We start from the raw sequence: 21,386 nt of genomic DNA on the forward strand, positions 1-21,386 counted from the left end.
TTTCAACAGATGGCTGCATGGAATGCCAGAAGCTGGCAGCACCACATTGACGAGCCCCGTCATGACCTACCAGTCATGCAGGGCAGCGATCAACGGGCACGACACCTTTCTTTGATGCACATGGCATTCATCGACCAGCCGGGATAAGGCCGCCTCGATGCGGGTCAGATCAGCCAGCCTGGCGCGCACGTCGTCAAGTCGCTGTGACGCTAGTTCCGCCGCCTCGCTGCAATGAGCACCATCCTCCAGAGCCAGTAGCTGCCCGATCTCGTCCAGGCTGAATCCCAGCCGCTGCACCGCTTTCACGAATTTCATGCGCGCCACGTCGGCGCTGTTGCTCGTGCAGTTGCTGGCTTTACCGGTCTATCTCTGGCTCTTTCTGGGCGCGGAGTGGTTCCAGGCAGCGATCAGCACCCACCTCCTCAGCGCCTTCGCGGGATTGATTCTCACCCCCTTGGCCCTGGCCTGGGTGACCGAGCGGCTGGCCGAGCGTCACCTCAATGCCAGACGGTGGGTTCATGGCCTGGGCCTACTGCCCGTACCCCTGCTGGCACTGGTGGTCTTTGTCATCGCGGCCTCCCAGGTGACGACCGTGGCCGGCCTCGGCGGGGTCTTGCTGCAAGTGCTGCCGATCTTCGTCGCCTACCTGGCCTTTGCCGCCATCCTGGGCAAGACCCTCGGCAGGCTCTTCCGGCTCTCCGCGCCATCAGCCAGGACTCTGACCTTCAGCTTCGGCACACGCAACTCCTTCGTGGTGCTACCCATCGCCCTGACGCTGCCCGATGCCTGGCAAGCCGCCGTGGTGGTCATCGTCTTCCAGTCGCTGGTCGAGCTGTTCGGCATGGTGGTGTACCTGAGATGGGTGCCAGGCAAGTTGATCCCGGAGCCCTCTCACACATAGCCCTTGCAGCTCCCCATCCAATTTCCAGGAGTAAAATGTGATCGAACGTCGTGTTCGGCTGCCTCAAGGCGCAACGACGAACCTTGCACCGTACTCCTAGCCAAGCCCCCCTCGGCAGCCCCCTGAACCGTACCGATCCTCTACGGAAGATAGGGGCGATGGACAGTGACTACTCAGGCACCGCTGGCAAGCCTTTCGAGGTCGGCAACCACGGCCTCCATAGGATCGCTGTCGCGGATCAGCAGGCGCGCCTCTCCCTGATCATTGAAGGCGAAAACAGCGCTGGAGTGCGACACATCATAGTTGCCTTCGCTGTCCTCTTCGCCATACCCGTAGGTCACCCGATAGCGGCGTGTCAGTTCATCGAGGGCCGCTTTATCCCCCGTGAGGCCGATGAACTGGGGGCCGAAGGCATCCGTGTACTCTCGCAACGTCTCGGCGTCATCGCGACGAGGGTCGACCGAGACGAAGAGCACCTGAATGTCGTCGCGCGCCGCCTCACCCATGCGTTGGGTGGCGGCGTCGAGGCGCGCGAGGGTGGTGGGACAGACATCGGGGCAGTGAGTGAAGCCGAAGAACAGCAGTGTGCTCTTGCCGAGGAACTGATCGGCGTTGACGTCTTTGCCGTTCTCGTCGACAAGCTCGAACGCCAGGGGAGGCATGAGCCCCGAGATATCCTTGGTCTGCCAAGGCGGCTCGCTGCAGCCCGCAAGCCATAGGGTCACGAATAGTGCCATGATCCATCGGTGCATCCTGCTCCCCCTACTGTGCTGTCGGCGCCACGGCGCGGAAGGTGACACGCTGTCGCTGCTCGCCGGCGAAATGAAGGTTCACCTCGATGTCGTCACTAACAACGAGGGGGCGAGTCCGTTTCATGAGCATGAGATGATAGCCCCCCGGTGCGAACTCGATCTGCTCCCCCGCTGCCAGTTCTAATTGGGCGACGGGTTGCATACTGGTGATGCCATCCTGATTGACAGTGCGATGCATGGTGACATTGCCGAAAGCGGGGCTATCCGCTCCTGTCAGGGTGACGCCCTTCTCACTGGTATTCGTGAGGGTGAAATAGCCTGCCGCGGGCAGGTCCCCGGGCAGAAGCCGAAGACGCGCCTCGCTGACCTGCAGTTCGGCAGCAGCCACCGTGCCGGGCGTCGCGATCAGCAGCAGGAAGGCCCAGCACCAGCGTTTCGCCAGGCGCGGCAGACTAGCGTGTGGCGTGAGAGACATCAGCGGCATCCTCCTTGCGGGCGTCACGGAACAGAAAGCTGAGAATGATCAGAACCCCAATGGCACTCATCATCGAGGCGGGAATCCAGGTCAGCAGGCCGCCGAGGAGTTGGTCAGTCAGAGGATCCAGCGGCCAGGCGCGACCGCAAACCTCGTAGACATCGAAGATCACGTCGCGACTGAAGGTGATATAGGCGCCCAGGAGAATTTGCGGGGGGATCACCGCCAACAGGATGGCGACACGCTTGCCATAGCCGAGACCGCCTTGTTGCGGCGAGCGGCGATCCAGGATCAGCCACCAGAACAGCAACCCATCCAGCGCCATGCTCCAGTTCATCACCTGATAGAGATCAGCGCTGAGCATGGCGTCGAAGTGGATCTCGGGAATCAGCCAGAAATAGATCAGCCCGACGAACAGTAGGGGGGCGATCAGTGGATGCTGCAGAGTCCGATAAACAGGACGCAGCAGGCGCGCGGCCAGGCTCCACCCGGGGAAGGGTCTGATTCGAGTCGGCAAGCCGTCTGCCAGTACCGGCAAGGGGGCGGCCAGGGCGATCAGGAGGGGGCCGGCGTGATGCAGCACCAGGTGCTGGGCCCGATGGGTAAAGAACATGTACTGGGCGAGGTAGTCGTAATGAGTCTGGGTGACGCCATAGATGGTGGCGACACCCAGCAGGTAGGCCAGGATTCGGCCCGCGCCGGTGGCCTCGCCGCGCCGTCTGCGCTGCCGCAGGCCTCGCAGGTAGAGCACGATGGCCAGCAGGCAGCTCGCCGACCAGGTCAGTGAGAACTCCCACGGCAGCAGGTAGCCCAGAGCGACGTCGAGCTCGATAGCCCTTCCCTCCCCAGAATCGGCACGCCAATGGTGAGCTTAGGAGCCCGCCGCACCATGCGGCAAGGTGGGCCTATAAACGCAGGCAAAGCCAGAGCCCGCAGCTCGGTGCCTGGTAGGCGAGGAAGGCCGAGCCCCAACGCACCGCCAGTGGCCATGCAGAGGGCGATAGACCTTGGATAAGCCACGACCGAGTCAGCTCACGAGACTGACAAGACTCGCCATGTCGTCGTCATGGCCTACGCAGCGCGATTTCTGCGTAGATACCCTTGTAGCCAGTGTCGTGCTTTCTATCCGGTTCCGGCGCCGGCTTGGGGTTCAGGGACACCATGCGACCGCTGGGGTCATCCAATAGGCCGCGAAGCTGTCCATCATCGAAGCTCAAGCCCTCGACACCGCGTTGGTTGAGGCGTGTGACGGTGTCTTCCAACGCGGACATGCTGTGCCCTTCTTCTTCCAGCGGCGGGAATGCCTGAACCAGCGGCTGCTCTTCCTCCCAGCCGATCTTGATGGGTTGGTTGACGATTTGGACCTGGGTGTTCGGTGGCACGCGGTCGAAAATCGACTCGATGTCCTCAGGGAACATGCGAATACAGCCACGGCTGGCACGCATGCCGATACCATCCGGCTGGTTGGTGCCATGAATCAAGTAACCGTCGAAACCCAGGATAATGGCATGATCCCCCAGTGGATTATCCGGACCCGGAGGCACCACGCTGGGCGCCTTCTCACCGCGTGCCCTGGCTTCACGCTGGACCGACTCGGGTGGGTACCAGGCAGGGTTCTCGATATTCATGGTGGTTTCGGTGACACCGAGGGGGGTACCGAAGCCTTCACGACCGATGCCGATGGGATAGGTCTCAACGCGTGGCGTTTCACCATCGTCAACCTCCGGATAGTAGTAGAGGCGCAGCTCGGCGATGTTGATGACGATCCCGGTGCGCTCAGCATCGGGCAGGATGAAGCGCCCGGGTATGGTCACCTCGGTACCCTCGCCGGGAATCCAGAGACTCACATCCGGATTGGCTCGCACGATCTCCCTGTACCCCAGGTTGTGTCGCCTGGCGATATCGAGCAGGGTATCTCCTCGATCATCCACCGTTATGCGGTAGGTGTCGCCGATCACATTGCCTTCCTCAGGCAGCGGATAGTGGCCGCGGGGCCACTCGTTCTCCTCTTCGGCCTGAGCAACGCTAATGAGTGCCAGCCAACCGACCAGCACCCCCACCACTGAGCGTGCTCGGAGCTGCCACCATGGACCTTTCCTCGCTGTACTAGAGTGACGTTCCGATAAAGCCATTATTCTCTCCCTTTTCGACTGGACTATTATCATCCAGACCGACGTGTGTTGAGTTTCCATCCAAGCAGCACCAGTAAGGCGGCCAACACCCAGGTCGGCCAGCTACCGGTACGTGTGAACGGTGTGTTCCCCACCATGGGCAGCGCCTCGCCGCGGAGGCTCGTCGCCAGGAACTGTGGTGCGCGGGCCGTGACACGGCCCTGAGTATCGACGATGGCGGTCACCCCGTTGCTGGTGGCGCGGATCAGATAGCGGCCGTTCTCCAGGGCGCGCAGGCGGGCCATCTGCAGATGCTGCAGGGGGCCGATGGAGCGTCCGAACCAGGTGTCGTTGGAGACCGTCAGCAGCAGCTCGGCGTCGCGCGCCTGCTCGGCCACCCGGTCGGCATAGATGATCTCGTAGCAGATGGCGTTACCGATGGTGGTTCCGGCGGCGCGCAGCGGTTCCTGATCGTCGGTGCCAGGCGTCATGGTGGGCATGGGCAGGTCGAAGAAGGCGATGGTGCCGGCGAGCAGGCTCTCCAACGGCAGGTACTCGCCGAAGGGCACCAGGCGCGCCTTACGGTACTTTCCCTCGGCGTTACCCAGGCCGATCACGCCGTTGTAGTAGTCGCCGCCGTCGCGCTGCAGGATGCCGGTGAGCAAGGCGGTGTCGGGGGCGAGGTTGGACTGCACCCGCTCCAGTATTGGCCGGGCCTCCTCCTCGAGCATCGGCAGGGCCGCCTCGGGCCAGACAACCAGGTCGAAGTCGTTGGACTGTGCAAGGGTCAACGCCGTATAGATACTGGCCGCCTCGCGCTGCCCCTCGGGAGTCCACTTGATCGCCTGATCCAGGTTGCCCTGCAGCAGGGCGACCCGCAGCGGCTCGCCGGCCGGGAAGGTCCACTGGGTCGGCAAGGCCATCGGGGCTAGCCAGAGAACAGCGATGGGCGCCGCGGCCCACCAGCGTCGTCTCAGCAGTTCCACGCCCAGGGTGCCGGTCAGGGCGGTGATCAGCGACAGCAGATAGACCCCGCCCACCGGGGCCCAGGCCGCCAGCGGCGAGTCTACCTGGGACGTGCCCAGCAGCAGCCAGGGAAACCCGGTAAACAGCCAGGTGCGCAGCCACTCGCTGAGTACCCAGATGCCGGCGAAGCTGAGGAAGGCCAGGCGTGGGCCCGTGACGCGGCGATAGAGCCAGAAGGGGACGGCGAAGAACAGCGCCAGGCTGGCCACGAACAGGCCGGTGAGGAAGAGCGCCAGGGGCGCCCCCGTATAGCCGTAGTCGTGGATCGCGACGAAGACCCAGGAGGCACCGGAGCCGAACAGGCCCACCCCATAGCACCAGCCGCGGAGGCCGGCCTGAGCGGGTGTCAGGACATGGATGCCGGAATAGACCAGTGCCACCGCCACCGGGCCCAGCCACCACAGCGCAAAGGGCGCGGCGCTGAGAGTGGTCAGTCCCCCGGCGGTCAGGGCCAGGAAACAGCCGAGGGCCGGAGAGATCCGGCCGGCAAGCGTCATGTACCGGACTGGCAGGTTCTCTGCATCCATGCCGTTACTCAGACGCTCTGGGGGAGGGACGCTCACGTAAGGCCGCAATCGCAAAGGCGATGACACCCAGGAACAGGGCGATATCCGCCAGGTTGAAGGCGGGCCAGTGCCACTCATGCCAGTAGACGTCCAGGTAGTCTACGACATACCCTCGTACCAGGCGGTCGATGCCATTGCCCAGCGCGCCACCCAGCATCAAGCTGTACCCCAGCGCCTCCAGACGGGGCCTGGGCCTGCACAGCAGGATCGTCAGGACAATAGTCACCATCCCTGTCAGGCCCAAGAAGAGATAGCGCTGCCAGCCGCCTGCATCGGCGAGGAAGCTGAAGGCCGCTCCCGTGTTCCACCAGTGGCCCCAATTGAAGAACGGGGCTAGCGGGATGGTCTGGCCATACGGCATCAGCGCCTGCACCAGCCCCTTGATGGCCTGGTCGGCCAGGCCGACCATAACGGCCAATGCCAACCAGTACCAGCGGCGCGGCACTGTCGGTATCCGCTCTGTCCTCATGACGTGGCTTCCTGGTAGCGCGGGCTTGCCGAGCCAGTCGTGGCATTATTGCCTGGCGAGAAGCGATAGCCCAGCAGCCGCATGGCGTTCAGGGTCACCAGCACGGTGGCGCCGGTATCCGCCATCACCGCGATCCACATGCCGGTGATGCCCAGCGCCGTGGTCACCAGGAAGATGGCCTTCAGGCCCAGCGCCAGGGCGACGTTGGTCTTGACGTTGCGCAGCGTGGCCCGGGACAGGGCGATCAGCTCGGCGATGCCGCCGACGCGGTTCTTGAGCAGCGCCGCATCCGCGGTTTCCAGTGCCACATCCGTGCCGCCGCCCATGGCGATGCCCACCTCTGCCGCGGCCAGCGCCGGCGCATCGTTGATACCGTCGCCCACCTTGCCGACTGGGCCTCGGCCGGCGGCCTGCCAGTCACGAACGCGCTGGGCCTTTTCCTCGGGCATCAGCTCGCCATGTGCCTCGATGCCCAGGCTGTCACCGATGGCCGCGACGGTACGCGCATTGTCACCGCTGAGCATCACCGCCTGCACGCCCAGGCGCGACAGCGCCGTCAGCCCCTCCCGGGCATCGTCGCGAGGTTCATCGCGCACGGCGATCAGGCCCAGCGGGCGCTCGCCTTCGACCAGCACGGCGAGAGTCTTGCCGGCGTGTTCCAGCTCGGCGATCCGAGCGGTCAGATCGTGATCGAGGGCGGCCTGCTCTGCCAGGTGGCGGGGGGTGATCAGGCTCAACTCACGCCCCTCGACCCGACCGGAGACCCCTCGGCCCGACAGGGCGCGGCTCTCACTCGCCAGTGGAAGGGAAAGGCCCAACTGCTCAGCGTGGGCGAGGATGGCCGTGGCGATGGGGTGGCTGGAGTCACGTTCCATCCCAGCCGCCAGCCTCAGGATCTCTTGCGTGCCCTGGCCAGTGGCCCAGTCCTCCACGTCGGTGACCTTGGGGGTGCCGGCGGTGAGGGTGCCGGTCTTGTCCAGCGCCACCGTCCGCAGCTTACCCAGCTGTTCGAGCACCGCGCCGCCCTTGATCAGCAGGCCCCGCCGGGCGCCCGCCGAGAGGCCGGCAGCGATCGCCGCGGGGGTTGAGATCACCAGAGCACAGGGACAGGCGATCAACAGCAGGGCCAGGGCGCGATAGATCGATTCCGACCAGGCCATGGTCGAGACCAGCGGCGGCACCACCGCCATCAGCAGGGCGAGCCCCACCACCGCCGGCATGTAGTAGCGAGCGAAGCGGTCGATGAAACGTGCCACCGGCGCCTTGGCGGCCTGGGCCTCCTCCACCAGGCGGATGACCCGTGCGATGGTGTTGTCCTCGGCGCCGCGGGTTACCTCCACCTCCAGGGCGGCATCGAGGTTGACCGTGCCGGCAAAGACGTCGTCCCCCGGCGCCCGCGTGCGGGGCACCGACTCCCCGTTGATCGGTGACTCATCCAGGTCGGATTCGCCGGTCAGAATACGTCCATCGCAGGGCACGCGGTCGCCCGGTCGCACCAGGACTCGCTGCCCAGGCGTGAGCGAGGCGGCCGAGACCTCACGGGTATCCCCATCCTCCATCAGCCTCGCCGTGGACGGCGTCAGGTCCGCCAGGGCCGAGATGCTGCGTCGCGCCCTCGACGCGGCCACCCCCTCCAGCAACTCGCCTACGGCGAACAGGAAGACCACCACCGCCGCTTCGGCGGCGGCATTGATGGCCAGGGCCCCCAAGGCGGCGATGCTCATCAGCATCTCGATGGTGAAGGGGTTGCGCATCTTCAGCGCACCCCAGGCGCCTTGTGCAATGGGCACCAACCCCACCAGGGTGGCCGCGACGAAGGGCCAGTTGCCTAGGCTAGGCCAGACCAGGCGGAGAACGAAGGCCAGAGCCAGCAGCCCCCCCGTGACGAGCACCAAGCGTCCCTTGGCGGTCTGCCACCAAGAGGCCGGAGCGGCATCCGCCTCATCTCCCTCATCATCGGTGGCAAGCTGGTAGCCGAGCTCGTTAAGGATCCGCTCGATCGCCTCATGAGAAGGCGTCGTATCCTGTTGAGGGTGAATCCTCACCGATCCGGTGACCGAACTGGCCGACACCTCCCCGATGCCCTCCAGGCGGCCCAGAGCGGCCTCTACCTTGCGCTCGCAGCCGCCGCAGTCCATGCCTTCCACCTGCAGTGTCAGCGTCGACGGGATGGTGCCTTGCGTTGGTTCGGTCATGGCGCTGCCTCTCCGAATGTCTTAATCTTGTCCGGAAGCATAATCCCTGTAGCAACTACAGGTTCAAGTCATGCAAGAGGAGCATCAGGATGCCGGAGATTAGCCATGCCATCGGTATCGGGGAGTTGGCTCGCCGTACCGGCTGCCAGCCTGAAACGGTGCGTTACTATGAGCGCATCGAGCTGCTGGAAAACACCTTACGGACTGAAGGGGGTCAGCGTCGCTACGACGAGCGCGCCGTCAGACGGCTGACCTTCATTCGCCATGCCCGGGACTTCGGCTTCTCGGTGGATGCGGTACGTGAGCTACTGGCGATGTCCGACCAGCCCGACATGTCCTGTCAGGAGGTCGATGCCGTTGCCAAGCATCACCTGGAGGAAGTGGAGTCACGTCTGCAGCGGCTCTCGGCACTGCGTGACGAGCTCAGGCGGATGGTGAGCCAGTGTGATGGGGGGAAAGTCGAAAGCTGCCGGATCATCGAGGTGCTGAGTGATCACCAGCTGTGTATCAGTGAGACAGCCCACAAAGGCGCTCACGACTTTGGGTAACCTCCTGCGCGTCCCAGCGTGCCCTAGTTGAGACATTCAGGAGCAGCATGATCACCATGCTCCATTGAGACTCCCAGGGTCGCCTTGTTCTGGTGACCGCTGCGATGGTCTCGGGAGTGATCTCATGGCCAATGACATACACCATCACGCCGGCGGTGAGGCTGCCTAAAAACCCAGCGTGACTGTCGAGATACCTTCCATAACCCCTTCCCGGGTGAAGCGATTGCCGCTGAGGCGGTAGGGTCTCATGACGATAGGCAGATCGTGCCCACCGAGGCGGGTTGCATCGCAAGCCCGCCTGGTGGCTTATCGATTGTCCAATGCGGCCAGATCGGGAGCAGCGGACGTTCCAATGTTTTTTTGCAGACGTGTCCGAGCCTCGAAAAGTGCGCTGCGATACTCCTGGCGTGTGGGTGACTCACTCAGAAGGATGAGTTGCCCTTCCTCGAGAGGATCCACGGGGCGGTCATCCACTCTCACCTCGTAGTGCAGGTTGGGCCCCGTGGCGAGTCCGGAGGCCCCTACCTCACCCAGTTTTTCGCCGGCCTTGATGGAGTCCCCGACCGCCAGCCTGGCGACGAACCGGCTGAGGTGCGTATAGCGACTGATGGTGCCCGTCTCGTGCTCTATCTCGACGACACGACCATAACCTCCCCGGCGACCGATGAAGGAAATGCGCCCCCGTGCGGTGGCCATGACCGGGGTGCCGCGAGGCGCGGCAAGATCGATACCGTCATGACGTCGGACCTCTCCGGATACGGGATGGCGCCGGTTGCCGAAGGGAGATGTCAGGCGTGCGCCGAGAACCGGAATCTGCAAGGAGTCCAAGAGGCTACCATTTTTAAATAGCATCACGGTGGTTCTCTGGTCCGCCGGCCACAGCACCTCCAGCCGCTCCCCCTGGTCAACCAACCTCATATAGGTCAGACGGGGAGGCCCGACTCGAGTGCCATCCTCACGGCGATCTTCTTCCCACAGTAATTGCAGGCGCTCGCCCCCCGCGATATCACGGCGTGTGTCCATGAGTCCGCCCAGCAGCATGTCAAGCTCTGCTGCGAAACGCCTGGGTATCTCCTCAGCCTCCAAGGCGGCATAGAGTGACGTCTTGACATCTACTTCACGACCCAAGGTCAGGGTGTCGAGGCGAGGCTGGACAATGCGCGTCGACGGACGCTCACCCAGGGTGACGACGTACTGAATACCCGAGTCACGCTCGATGGCCACCGACACCGGCTGTCCCGTCGCCATAGAGGTGAAAGTGATACGATCTCCGGGCAGCAATCGTCTCGGGTCGAACCTGTTCGCCAGCGAGGTCGCCGCTTGGGTGCGCATCTCGGCATCCACGCCAAGCTGCTGCAGCAGTGCGTCCAGGGTATCCCCTGGTGCCACAGTGAGCTCTTGGGCGACGCGACCTTGTGCCCTGGCCGATACCGGCTTGGCCGGTGATAATCCGGCACGCTCTTGCCAACGGGCTTCAGCCAACACGGGGCTCAGGACCATCAGTCCCGCTAGCAACCAGCGTCGTGTCATGATGCATCCCCTTCGCCGGAGACCTCGGCTACCTCACGGTTAACGGCGTCGACCAGCTCCTGCATGCCGAAGGGGTCCAACAGCTCGCCATTGACGAAGAAGGTCGGCGTCTTGCTGATCTGGTTGGCCTCGACGTCAGCCTTGTCCTGGTCGAAGACCGCCTGTACCTCTGGTGAATTGAGCTGCTCTTCGGCTGTGGCTCTGTTCAGTCCGGCCTCGCTGGCGATCTCCATGATCGCTTCCTCATCGACACTGCCATGAGCCGCCCACTGGCTCTGCCGAGCCAGCAGCGCCTCCAGCACCGGTTGGAAGGCATCCTGGCGCCTGGCCACTTCGAGCACGCGAATGGCGGTTTCGGATACGTCTCCGTGGAAGGGGGTGTAGCGCACCACCAGCCGCACCTTCTCGGGGTAGGCTTCCAGGATGCGTTTGGTCAGCGGATAGAAGGCACGGCAGGCCTCACAGGCCGGGTCGAAGAACTCCACGACCGTCACCGGTGCCTCTTCCGATCCTAGGACCGGCGAGTGCGCGCGCACCAGCGAATTCTCGGCCTGTGCACCCTCTCGGCTCGCCGTCTCGGCGCCCATGCCCAACAACGAGGGCCTCGACACGATCACGATGATGGCCGTCAGCATCAACGCTCCGGCCAGGATAAACGTCGCCTTTTTGTACATTTTTCTCTCAATTTCAAAGAGTTAGGTTTAAAAAAGCTCAGGATACTGCTGAGTGGAGCTCAGCCGCTGTTGGGTGCCTAAGTCGGCGAATAGTGGCGTGTTATCCATGCCCATAAAGGTTGGCATCCTGATGTGCATAATCAATATGCTCGAATTCCAAGCTGGAGTGGCCAATGCCAAAGCGCGCTTTCAGCTGAGCTTTGATATCCGCCTTGATCGCCTCGAGCTGCTGCCAGCCGGCTTCCGTCGTCACCACGTGGCAGTCAAGCGCGGCGGTATTCTCCTGCATTTGCCATAGGTGAACATGATGCACATCCTCAACCCCTTCGACGCTGCGCAGGAGATCAATGACGGATTGACCATCGACATCGGGTGGCGAGCCCAGCATCAGTGTCCGGATAGGGGTACCTATCTCCGTAAAGGCAAGATAGAGAATATAGAGTGCAATACCGATCGTAATCGCGGGGTCTACCCAACGCATGTCATACAGCAGAATCAGTGAGCCCCCGATGATCACGGCGATGGACGCAAAGGCATCAGACAGGTTGTGCAGGAAGAGGGCGCGGATATTGACGCTATGTTTTTGCATCGACCAGGTGAGCAAGGCCGTTAGCGCATCGACAAGAAGAGCGACAATGCCAATGATAACGACTATCCAGCCCTGAATCTCTGGCGGGTTGATCATGCGCATGAAGCCTTCGTAAATTAGATAAATGCCAACGATAATGAGGGTGGTGTAGTTGATCAGCGCTGCGACAACCTCGATTCGGCCATAGCCAAACGTCATCTGTGAGTCGGGCGGTCGTCTCGCGATCTTGCGGGCAGCAAACGCAATGACAAGCGCAGCCATGTCGGAAAAATTGTGCAGCGCATCCGCGATCAGCGAGAGGCTTCCCGCCAGAATGCCCCCAACGATCTGGGCAAGGGTCAATATCCCGTTGGCCCAGATGGCGATACTCACCCGACGGTCACCAGAGGTGGGGGCAAGATGGGGATGATCGTGATGATGTCCCATGCGTCATCCTTGTGGTGTCACCTGATGACCCAGCAGTATAAAACCTATAGCAACTCAAGCTTCAAGCCCGAACTCTGTTGAAGGCCGAGCCGGGGTTAGGAGTACGGAACTTTGCATAGTGGGCACTGTACCAAGTTGGCTACCATGTTCCATGCCCCCGGAAGGAGCCCATTGTGATACCCAAGCCTTACTCGCACGCCTGGCTGATGAGCTTAGCTTTACTGCTGATGGTGGCAACGCCAGCCCTCGCCGAGCCACAGCTGCCGGACTTCACGGAACTGGTCGACGAGGCCGCGCCGGCCGTGGTCAACATCTCCACCTCCCGCAAGGTCGAGAGGTCCATGACGTCCTCACGGCAATTTGGGGGGCAGGAGGTGCCGGAGATCCTCCGTGACTTCTTCGACGACCGCTTCCCGATGCCACCTGGCGGTGCGCCCAATCGCAATGAAGAGCCGCGTCGGTCACTGGGGTCGGGCTTCATCTTCGATCAAGACGGCTACATCATGACCAACGCGCACGTGGTCAAGGAGGCCGACAAGATTCTGGTGCGCCTCAACGACCGTCGCGAACTCTCGGCCGAGCTGGTGGGGGCCGACGAGAAGACCGATGTGGCGGTCCTCAAGGTCGAGGCGGATAACCTACCCACCCTGCAACTGGGCAACTCCGACAACCTCCAGGTCGGCCAGTGGGTCGCCGCCATAGGCTCACCCTTCGGCTTCGACCACTCGGTGACGTCCGGGATCATCAGTGCCATCAACCGCACCCTGCCCCAAGACGTCTACGTTCCCTTCATCCAGACCGATGTGGCGATCAACCCGGGCAACTCGGGCGGACCACTGTTTAACCTCGACGGTGAGGTCGTGGGCATTAATTCCCAGATCCTGACCCGTAGTGGAGGCTACATGGGCCTCTCCTTCGCCATTCCCATTGATGTGGCACTGGATGTGGCCAACCAGCTCCGTGAAGAGGGGTACGTGAGCCGCGGCTGGCTGGGCGTCAGCATCCAGCCGGTATCCAAGGACCTGGCGGAGTCCTTCGGCATGGAGCAGGCCGAGGGTGCCTTGATTGCCCAGGTCGAGCCCGGCAGCCCTGGGACAGAAGGCGGCCTCAAGGCCGGTGATGTCATCCTTGAGGTGAACGGCCAGGAAGTGGACCACTCCACCACGCTGCCGCGCCTGATCGGTGAGACGGCCCCCGGCGAAGACGTTGATCTCTCCGTGTTGCGCGATGGTCAGCAGGAGACCATCACGGTGGAAGTTGGCGAGTGGCCGGATGCCGGCCCCGGTCAATCCGATGGCGACCCGGTTCGACTGGGCATCGCGGTTCAGCCGTTGAACGACATGGAGAAGCGTCGGCTTGGCATCGATCACGGGGTGCGCATCGTCAAGGTGGCCCCCGCCGGACATGCCGCTGCCGTCGGCATTCGCCCCGGCGATGTGCTGGTCAGACTGGGCCAGCAGCCGGTAGAGAGTCCGGAACAGCTGAAGGAGATGCTGACCCGCCTGCCAGATGATCAAGCGGTGCCTGTTCTGCTCAACCGCGAAGGCCGCACCTACTTCGTGGCCCTGCGAGTGGGCAATGGTGACTAACCGCGACTGAGTAGCGTTCAATACATCAGCACAGCGGCGCCCTGGCGAACAGGATCGCTGGGGCGTTTCTTCAGACTCTCGTACATTCTAATGCACGGCTGGGGAGGGTATCCGGATTTAATGGTTGATGCGTCAACCTACTGTTGGTGCATGCTTCCCTCGCTAATTCCAGCAAGAACCCCACACGCCTCAACTTCCCGGCCATCGTTGCAACTCGCTCTCAGTGAAACGAGTTGTTTCTCAAGCGCCTGTAGAGCGGTTATCTGCGAGCGCACGTGAGAGATGTGATCATCGAGCAAAGCGTTCACGGCGGCACAAGGTTGGTGAGGGTCGTCCTGATACCTCTGTAGCTCGTGAATCTCTGCTAGCGACAGGTCCAGGATTCTGCAGCGACAAATGAAAGCCAGCCGCTCACCATGTTCCTCGGTATAGACACGGTAACCGTTCTCCTGCCGATCAGGCGACGGTAACAGGCCCTGTCGTTCATAGAAGCGGATCGTCTGTGTATCGACCCCTACCAACTCTGCCAACTGACCAATACGCACCAAGCTCCTCCTCAACGGATTCTCTCCGCTCTGTTGACCTTATAGTGACTATATGGTTTTAAATGATAGCCCGATAATATTCAAGTGGAGTCGTATCATGAGCAAAACCTGTGGAGCCCCCTGTGGCGGCGATGCGACGCCCATAGCGGATACCGATATGCGTCGCTCCTCCGAAGCATCGGGGAAATGGGTCAGCGTTTATGCCGTGCCGAAGATGGACTGTCCATCGGAAGAGCGAATGATTCGCCTTGCCCTGAACGGCTTTGAGGAGATTCGGGTGCTGTCCTTCGACTTGTCGAACCGCCGATTAGAGGTCGTGCATGACGGCGAGGTCGAGCCCATCACCGCAAAACTGACAACCTTGGGGCTAGGAGCCTCGCTTCAGGAAACGGCCGCTGCCGATCCTGAGTCGATCAAGGCGGTCGGTGACACGTCGGCCTCTGCCGCGCAGGAGTCCGGCACCCTGCGTTGGTTGCTCGGTATCAATGCGGTCCTGTTCGTGGTGGAAATGACGGCCGGCCTGATCGCGCACTCCACCGGCCTGATTGGAGAATCCCTGGACAATTTTGCCGATGCGGCCGTGTACGGGCTCGCCCTGTATGCGGTTGGGCATAGCGTAAAAATGCAGGTGCGTGCCGCGCATCTTGCAGGTGTGCTCCAACTGATTCTGGCGGTTGGCGTACTCGCAGAGGTGGTCAGGCGCTTTGTATTCGGTAGCGAGCCTGAATCGCTGATGATGATGGCGATTGCATTCGTCGCATTGATTGCCAATACCAGTTGTCTGCTGCTGATATCCAAACATCGAGAGGGCGGGGCGCACATGAAGGCAAGCTGGATATTCTCGGCCAATGACGTGGTGATCAACCTGGGGGTCATCACCGCCGGCGCCTTGGTCGCGTGGACCGGAACCAATTATCCGGATCTGATTATCGGCACCATCGCGGGGGTCATTGTGCTCAACGGTGCCAGGCGCATTCTGGCGCTCAAGGGTTAAATAATGTCTATTAATAGCTATTCAGTGGCCTGCTGAGCCAGTTCACCTAGCAAAGTCACCTCAAGCACGACGCCAGTGTTGCGAAGACACTCTGGAGCCTGGTGGCCTCCCTCGCCACGGGCAATGGCGCGCGTCCGATCTGGACGCCTTTCGTCAGGATCCGGTCACGGCGAAGCTGCTGGGCATCGAGACCGTGCCGGCGAGAGGCCGCCTCGGCAAATACCTGGTACGCATGGGGACGGTCCACCTCGACGCGCTCCAGAGCATCGCTCGCTACTGGGCAAGGCACTTGGCGCCGCCGATCCTGGACTATCAGGTCAAGACCCTGAGCTATGTGCCAGTGTTCGTGGATGGCACCGCCATCGAAGTGGATGGCCAGTTGTTCGGGGAATCGCCTCATTACACGCGAGCTTGATCAGCGGGGAACAGCACCCCCCCAGAAATTGAAGCCAGCGAACCTCGGGACCTTCGAAAGATAGCCCGTCTCCATCCGCTGGATACCGAAGCCTGCGTGCCCGATAAGCTCGGGTATGTCGCGGTTGAGATGGCAGCCCCCCGCCACTCTGCGCCACAGGGGATTGATACGGCGCTGCCACTGGCGTACGGCTTCGTCGGGCGCCGTGCCGTGTTCGCAGAACAGCAGTTGGCCACCCGGCTTGAGCACGCGACGCATCTGCTCCAACGCCCGGTGCCAGTCCGGAATCGTGCACAGGGTGTAGGTGAGCACCACGGTATCGACACTGTTGTCGTCGAGAGGGACCTCCTCGCCCGGCAGGTCCAGCCAGCGCACCTCGAACTGTGCGCTGGCGACGTTGTGGCGGGCCTTGCGTCGCATGCCTTCGGAAGGCTCGAGCCCCCAGACCAGCTCGACCCGGTCCGGATCGTAGTGGGGAATATTGAGCCCGGACCCCATACCCACCTCCAGAACACGGCCCCGGGCTTGCGGCACCACGGCCGCCCGCTGACGATCGACCACCGTGTTGCCACACGCCAGGTGGAGGAAATGCGGCAGAACACGATTCTCGTAGAAGGACATCTGTATCGTCATCCCGTGTGGTTGCCAGGTGATCGAAATACGGTGTGATCGAAACCAGACCGGTTCGTTATGCCACCACCTTGAAGTAGCGCATCATACCGGCATCCTCATGCTCCATGGTGTGGCAGTGGTACATGTAGAACCCCTCGAAGTCCTTGAAGGTCAGAGCGATGCGCACCCGTTCCTCCGGGAACACCAGCACCGTGTCATGCAATCCCGCGTCGATGATCCCATCGTGCAGGTCCGTCTTGCCGCCCGCCGATATCCGCTCCTGAACCAGGAATTGCAGTCCATGAACGTGCATGGGGTGCGGCATCATGGTGTTGTTGACGAACTCCCAGATCTCCGTCTGCGCCAGCCGGACGATCTCGTCATCTGCCACCGTCGCGCCCTCCATCTGCCGGCCGTTGATCGTGAACCCCTGCATCATGCGCATGCCCAGCTCGAAGCGGCGTACTGGCGTATCGGCCTGAACCGGGGAGGCCGGCAGGTCTTGAGCCAAGCGTTCCGGCAGGGTTTCCGCATCGTTCGCCCGTGCGACGACGGCGAAGGTAACTAGCGAGAGCCGCTCGCTTCCCATCATGTCGCGCATCATGCCTCGATCCATCATCTCGCCCATTCGATCACCCATCATCCCTCGATCCATCATGCCGCCCATTCGATCGCCCATCATGCCCCGGTCCATCATGTCGCCCATTCGCTCGCCCATCATGCCGAGTTGGTACTCCTCGCTCACCAGCTGTACGGACTCTCCCGGCTCGGTGTCGCCAAAATCGACCCACAGATCGATCCGTTGGGCCGGCGCCAGTGTGACCGAGCGGCGCCGCTCGGGCTTGGCGAGCAGGCCACCGTCGGTGCCGATGACGGTCACCGCCCGGCCATCGCTCCAGGCCAGCTTGTAGATGCGCGAGTTGGAGCCGTTGAGCAGGCGCAATCGATATGGCTGCGTGGACACCTCGCGTCGCGCGTCCGGGTGGCCGTTCACCAGTACCCGCTCCCCGCGAAAGCCCTGCATGCGGGTCATCATCGCCCCCATGCCACCATCGTCGATGTACTGAAGCTCATTGCCATTGCTAAAGGTGCGATCCTGCAGGATGAGGACCAGTTCCCGCTCTCCGTCGGGGAGCTCCAAGGCACGCTCGGCGTCGTCGTTGATGATCAGTGGACCGGCAAGGCCGGCGTAACTCTGAAAGCCAACCCGGCCACCATCGGGGCCGTGAGGATGGGGGTGGTACCAGTACAGACCGGCACGATCCACGACATCGAAGGCGACCGCCATGCTCGTCGCTGGCGCGATCGGCAGGCGCGGTTGACCATCCACGTCCGGTGGTACGTGCAGACCATGCCAATGCACGGTGGTGTCTTCGGGGAGATCGTTGTCGATGCGTACCCGCAAGCGCTGACCACGACGCAGGCGAATCAATGGCCCCGTATAACTCTCACCCACGGGCGTCAGGGTATCTTCAGGCCCGACGATTCGCTCGGCCGTGTAGCGCCAGACGTCGCTCGGCGCACCGGGCAGGATAGCCACCTTGTCGGGACGGGCTCGCACACGCAGGTCGACGTCGAAGGGCCCCTCCATGGCCGTTGACGCGGACGCCGCCCGCAGAGCGGGGCGATATCTCCCGGTCCATACCCCGGCCCCCACCAGGGTCGACAACGCCGCCACACCGCCGATGCGGCGCAATACGCTACGTCGCTGCAGGTCGACATAAGCCATGATGCTCCCCCTCCTCTATGGTTGTCGGCGGCCCCGGCTCATAGCTTGGCGGCGCGTAGCCGCAGTGCGTTGGCGATGACCGAGACCGAGCTCAGGCTCATCGCGGCGGCGGCGTAGATGGGACTGAGCAGCCAGCCGGTGAACGGAAACAGCGCCCCGGCGGCCAGAGGCACCCCCAGGCTGTTGTAGACGAAGGCGAAAAACAGGTTCTGGCGGATATTGCGCATCACCCAGCGACTGAGATGGCGGGAGCGAACAATGCCGGAGAGATCCCCTCTCACCAGAGTCACCCCCGCGCTCTGGATGGCGACATCGGTCCCCGTGCCCATGGCGATACCGAGGTCAGCCTCGGCCAGGGCGGGGGCGTCATTGACGCCGTCGCCGGCCATGGCGACCACGCGCCCGGCCTCGCGATGCTCGCGCACGATACGCCCTTTATCTTCCGGCAGTACGTCCGCTTCAATTTAGTCGATACCAAGTTGGCGCGCCACGGCTTCGGCGGTGGTACGGTTGTCGCCGGTGAGCATAACCAGGCGCAGGCCATCCTCTTTGAGCGTCCGGATCGCCTGTGCGGTGGTTTCCTTGATCGGGTCCGCGACACCGATGAGTCCCATGACCTGATCATCGGCCACCAGGAACATCACGGTTTGCCCTTCGGCTTGCAGCGTCTCGGCACGCTGCGTCCATTCCCGCGCCTCCACACCACGTGTTTCGAGCAGCCGGGCATTGCCAAGCGCAAGCTCGCGTCCTTCGACCCGACCGGTGACCCCCATGCCGGTCACCGCCTCGAAATCGCTGGCATCGCTCAGCTCGACATGATGCTCTTGCGCAGCACTGACAATGGCCTCGGCCAACGGATGTTCGCTGCCTCGCTCGAGGCTGCCGGCAAGTTGCAGCAACTGCGCTTCATCACTGCCGGAAACGGGCTTGAGGGATACGACCCGGGGTTTACCCTCTGTGAGGGTGCCGGTCTTGTCGACGACCAGGGTGTCGACTTTCTCGAAACGTTCCAGTGCCTCGGCATTCTTGATCAACACGCCCGCCCGGGCCCCGCGACCGACCCCAACCTGGATCGACATCGGCGTCGCCAAGCCGAGCGCACAGGGACACGCGATGATCAGCACCGATACCGCGGCGATCACCGCGTAGGCCATCGCCGGCGGTGGCCCCCAGATCCCTCAGGCAATAAATGCCAGGATCGCCACGATAACCACCGCGGGGACGAAATAGCCGGCGACCACATCGGCAAGCCGCTGAACGGGCGGCTGCGAACGCTGCGCTTCGGCCACCATTTCCGCGATCTGCGAAAGCACCGTGTCCTCGCCGACCTTGTCGGCGCGCATGACGAAGCTGCCCTGACCACTCACGGTGCCGCCGATGACCGTGTCGCCCTCGCGCTTCTCGACGGGAAGGGACTCCCCGGTCACCATCGATTCGTCCAGCGTGCTGTGGCCTTCGAGCACCTCGCCATCGACCGGCACCTTGTCACCGGGGCGTACCCGTAGACGGTCACCGGTACACAGCTCGTCGAGCGAGACCTCCTCGTCATTGCCCTCGGCATCGATGCGTCGTGCGGTCGGCGGCGCGAGATCGAGGATCGCGCGCAGCGCACTGCCGGTCTTCTCGCGGGCGCGGGCCTCGATCACTTGACCGAGCAGGATCAGCACGACGATCACCGCCGCCGCCTCGAAATACACGCCGACCGAGCCATCGGCGTCACGGAAAGTGGCCGGGAATATCCCAGGGGCGAGCGTGGCGACGACACTGTAGCCATAGGCCGCCCCCACACCGAGGGCGATCAGCGTGAACATGCTGAGGTTGCGTGTGACGAGGGACTTCCAACCACGCAGGAAGAATGGCCATCCGGCCCATAGCACCACGGGCGTGGCAAAGATCAGTTCGATCCAGTGACCACTGCCGGCGGGCAGCACCTCATCCACCCAAGGGCCGATACCGGGCAGCACGCTGCCCATGGCGACGAACAACACCGGCAGCGTCAGCAGGCCGCCCACCCAGAAGCGTCGGAACATCTCGAGAAACTCGAAGCTGCGTTCCTCTCCGGAAACGCGGGTGAGCTCGAGTGCCATGCCACACTTGGGGCAGTCGCCGGGCTCATCCTGCCGCACCTCCGGATGCATGGGGCAGGTATACTGGACCCTCGACGACGGTTGCGGCTTGACGGGTTCCAGCGCCATGCCGCACTTGGGACACTCCCCCGGCTCCTCGCTCTCTACGCCAGAACACATGGGGCAGAAATAATTGGCCTTGCCACTGGGCTTCGACGCAGCCGCCGAGGTGGCGGCAAGCACGGCGCCTGGATCCTCGCGAAAGTGCTCGTCGCACTGCTTGCTACAGAAATAGTAACGCTCACCGCGATGCTCGACGCTCTCCGTCGAGGCGGGATCGACGCTCATGCCACAAACGGGGTCTTTTTCCATGAAGAACCCTCCATTGTACAAAAGGTTTCTGTTGCGTGGTCGGTGGCGTTTCTTGATTGCCACGCTGGCTGGCGTACTTCCGACGGCGTAGTTGATCGTCATGTTCGGGGAGATACTCATAGCTACCGACTCCCACGGCCTCGCGGTCGCGTTGATTCTGATCAGTGGCATCACGCTCCTGCCGATCCTGGCAAAACTCGTCTGGGCTCGGAATACATGAACCATGACAGCTGACATCCTGTGAGACGCATACGTGAAACGGCGACTGTTACTGCTTATTCCTCTGTTGGTTTTCCTGGGACTGGGGTTCTTCCTCTATCGTGGTTTGGAAATGAATCCTTTCGCTCGCGATTCGGCTCTACTGGCCAAGCATTTCCCACCCTTTACCCTGACAACTCTGGAAGCCCCCTCACGCCGTGTTGACGAGTCCCTCCTCAAGGGTGAGGTCACGCTGGTCAATGTCTGGGCGGAGTGGTGTCCAACCTGTAAGGAAGAGATGCCCCAGTTGCTGACACTGGCCGAACGTGGTGTGCGCTTGATTGGCATCAACTACAAGGACACCCGTGCCAAGGGGCTGGAGTTTCTTGACCATTTTGGACGACCTTTCGAAGTCAATATTTTTGATCCGGATGGCGATCTTGGGTTCGAGCTAGGTGTCTATGGTGTGCCAGAGACTTTCCTCGTCGATACCGAGGGCATTATCCGCTATAAGCATACGGGCTATATCACTCCCGAGGATGTTGAGAAAGTTATTCAGGAGATAGAAAAATGGCAGCAATGAGTCATCGAGCGTGCTGAAAGT

20 protein-coding genes and 1 pseudogene are annotated in these 21,386 nt (G+C 62.5%); 6 read left to right on the forward strand and 15 right to left on the reverse strand.

What is annotated here, in order from left to right; translation table 11 throughout:
- Positions 1-66 precede the first annotated feature (66 nt).
- On the reverse strand, positions 67-315 hold the full coding sequence (locus JF545_RS10520; protein ID WP_081919056.1) for a MerR family DNA-binding protein: 249 nt from the start codon (positions 313-315) through the stop codon (positions 67-69).
- On the opposite strand from JF545_RS10520, the gene JF545_RS10525 reads away from it, so the two are divergent.
- A complete protein-coding gene (locus JF545_RS10525; RefSeq protein ID WP_231498570.1) occupies positions 314-901 on the forward strand; it encodes a hypothetical protein in 588 nt (195 codons plus the stop codon). The two genes, JF545_RS10520 and JF545_RS10525, sit on opposite strands and share 2 nt — an antisense overlap.
- A 173-nt stretch (positions 902-1,074) precedes the next feature.
- On the opposite strand, the gene JF545_RS10530 is transcribed toward JF545_RS10525, so the two are convergent.
- From JF545_RS10530 to JF545_RS10560, 7 genes are all read right to left on the reverse strand, one after another.
- Positions 1,075-1,638, reverse strand: a complete 564-nt coding sequence (locus JF545_RS10530; protein ID WP_231498569.1) for an SCO family protein — start codon at positions 1,636-1,638, stop codon at positions 1,075-1,077.
- A gap of 25 nt (positions 1,639-1,663) precedes the next feature.
- Positions 1,664-2,128, reverse strand: a complete 465-nt coding sequence (locus JF545_RS10535; RefSeq protein WP_035470183.1) for a copper chaperone PCu(A)C — start codon at positions 2,126-2,128, stop codon at positions 1,664-1,666.
- Positions 2,106-2,879: a cytochrome c oxidase assembly protein gene (locus tag JF545_RS10540; RefSeq protein WP_071211138.1), complete on the reverse strand. Its 774-nt coding sequence runs from the start codon at positions 2,877-2,879 to the stop codon at positions 2,106-2,108. The genes JF545_RS10535 and JF545_RS10540 overlap by 23 nt, the downstream gene beginning before the upstream one ends.
- Positions 2,880-3,192: 313 nt before the next feature.
- On the reverse strand, positions 3,193-4,260 hold the full coding sequence (locus tag JF545_RS10545; RefSeq protein WP_045993870.1) for a L,D-transpeptidase family protein: 1,068 nt from the start codon (positions 4,258-4,260) through the stop codon (positions 3,193-3,195).
- 29 nt (positions 4,261-4,289) lie between these two features.
- Positions 4,290-5,792, reverse strand: a complete 1,503-nt coding sequence (gene lnt / locus JF545_RS10550; protein ID WP_035470174.1) for an apolipoprotein N-acyltransferase — start codon at positions 5,790-5,792, stop codon at positions 4,290-4,292.
- Between the two features lie 4 nt (positions 5,793-5,796).
- The gene (gene lspA, locus JF545_RS10555; RefSeq protein ID WP_035470171.1) at positions 5,797-6,300 is read right to left on the reverse strand and encodes a signal peptidase II; all 504 of its coding nucleotides are present in this window, start codon (positions 6,298-6,300) and stop codon (positions 5,797-5,799) included.
- Complete coding sequence (locus JF545_RS10560) at positions 6,297-8,495, reverse strand: heavy metal translocating P-type ATPase (RefSeq protein WP_035470168.1); 2,199 nt, start codon at positions 8,493-8,495, stop codon at positions 6,297-6,299. Before JF545_RS10560 ends, lspA begins: the two co-directional genes overlap by 4 nt.
- An 89-nt stretch (positions 8,496-8,584) precedes the next feature.
- Between JF545_RS10560 and JF545_RS10565 the strand changes: the two genes are divergently transcribed.
- On the forward strand, positions 8,585-9,043 hold the full coding sequence (locus JF545_RS10565) for a MerR family transcriptional regulator (protein ID WP_035470166.1): 459 nt from the start codon (positions 8,585-8,587) through the stop codon (positions 9,041-9,043).
- 306 nt (positions 9,044-9,349) lie between these two features.
- Here the strand turns inward: JF545_RS10565 and JF545_RS10570 are convergent, their stop codons facing one another.
- From JF545_RS10570 to JF545_RS10580, 3 genes are all read right to left on the reverse strand, one after another.
- On the reverse strand, positions 9,350-10,573 hold the full coding sequence (locus JF545_RS10570) for a M23 family metallopeptidase (RefSeq protein WP_197037084.1): 1,224 nt from the start codon (positions 10,571-10,573) through the stop codon (positions 9,350-9,352).
- Positions 10,570-11,247 (reverse strand): DsbA family protein, encoded by a 678-nt coding sequence (locus tag JF545_RS10575; protein ID WP_035470163.1) that lies wholly within the window; start codon positions 11,245-11,247, stop codon positions 10,570-10,572. The genes JF545_RS10570 and JF545_RS10575 overlap by 4 nt, the downstream gene beginning before the upstream one ends.
- Positions 11,248-11,347: 100 nt before the next feature.
- Positions 11,348-12,262: a cation diffusion facilitator family transporter gene (locus JF545_RS10580; protein ID WP_035470160.1), complete on the reverse strand. Its 915-nt coding sequence runs from the start codon at positions 12,260-12,262 to the stop codon at positions 11,348-11,350.
- A gap of 206 nt (positions 12,263-12,468) precedes the next feature.
- Here JF545_RS10580 and JF545_RS10585 point away from each other — a divergent pair, with 206 nt between their 5' ends.
- Positions 12,469-13,851 (forward strand): DegQ family serine endoprotease, encoded by a 1,383-nt coding sequence (locus JF545_RS10585; RefSeq protein WP_051895595.1) that lies wholly within the window; start codon positions 12,469-12,471, stop codon positions 13,849-13,851.
- A 137-nt stretch (positions 13,852-13,988) separates the two neighbouring features.
- Here the strand turns inward: JF545_RS10585 and cadR are convergent, their stop codons facing one another.
- Positions 13,989-14,396, reverse strand: a complete 408-nt coding sequence (cadR, locus tag JF545_RS10590) for a Cd(II)/Pb(II)-responsive transcriptional regulator (protein ID WP_035414187.1) — start codon at positions 14,394-14,396, stop codon at positions 13,989-13,991.
- 97 nt (positions 14,397-14,493) lie between these two features.
- Between cadR and JF545_RS10595 the strand changes: the two genes are divergently transcribed.
- Positions 14,494-15,390 carry a cation transporter gene (locus tag JF545_RS10595; protein WP_035414185.1) on the forward strand — a complete coding sequence of 299 codons (897 nt, stop codon included), beginning with the start codon at positions 14,494-14,496 and terminating at the stop codon, positions 15,388-15,390.
- Between the two features lie 193 nt (positions 15,391-15,583).
- Positions 15,584-15,805 (forward strand): hypothetical protein, encoded by a 222-nt coding sequence (locus tag JF545_RS10600; RefSeq protein WP_108131996.1) that lies wholly within the window; start codon positions 15,584-15,586, stop codon positions 15,803-15,805.
- Here JF545_RS10600 and JF545_RS10605 read toward each other — a convergent pair whose 3' ends face one another.
- From JF545_RS10605 to JF545_RS10615, 3 genes and pseudogenes are all read right to left on the reverse strand, one after another.
- Entirely contained in the window at positions 15,806-16,426 is a 621-nt protein-coding gene (locus JF545_RS10605; protein WP_035470151.1) for a class I SAM-dependent methyltransferase, read from the reverse strand.
- 67 nt (positions 16,427-16,493) lie between these two features.
- The gene (locus JF545_RS10610; RefSeq protein WP_035470148.1) at positions 16,494-18,146 is read right to left on the reverse strand and encodes a multicopper oxidase family protein; all 1,653 of its coding nucleotides are present in this window, start codon (positions 18,144-18,146) and stop codon (positions 16,494-16,496) included.
- Positions 18,147-18,184: 38 nt separating this feature from the next.
- Positions 18,185-20,821: pseudogene (locus tag JF545_RS10615) on the reverse strand (heavy metal translocating P-type ATPase).
- Positions 20,822-20,837: 16 nt separating this feature from the next.
- On the opposite strand from JF545_RS10615, the gene JF545_RS10620 reads away from it, so the two are divergent.
- Complete coding sequence (locus JF545_RS10620; RefSeq protein WP_035414173.1) at positions 20,838-21,365, forward strand: DsbE family thiol:disulfide interchange protein; 528 nt, start codon at positions 20,838-20,840, stop codon at positions 21,363-21,365.
- Positions 21,366-21,386 lie beyond the last annotated feature (21 nt).

The organism is Halomonas litopenaei (genome assembly GCF_017303055.1).
In the GTDB taxonomy this organism is placed as follows: domain Bacteria; phylum Pseudomonadota; class Gammaproteobacteria; order Pseudomonadales; family Halomonadaceae; genus Halomonas; species Halomonas litopenaei_A.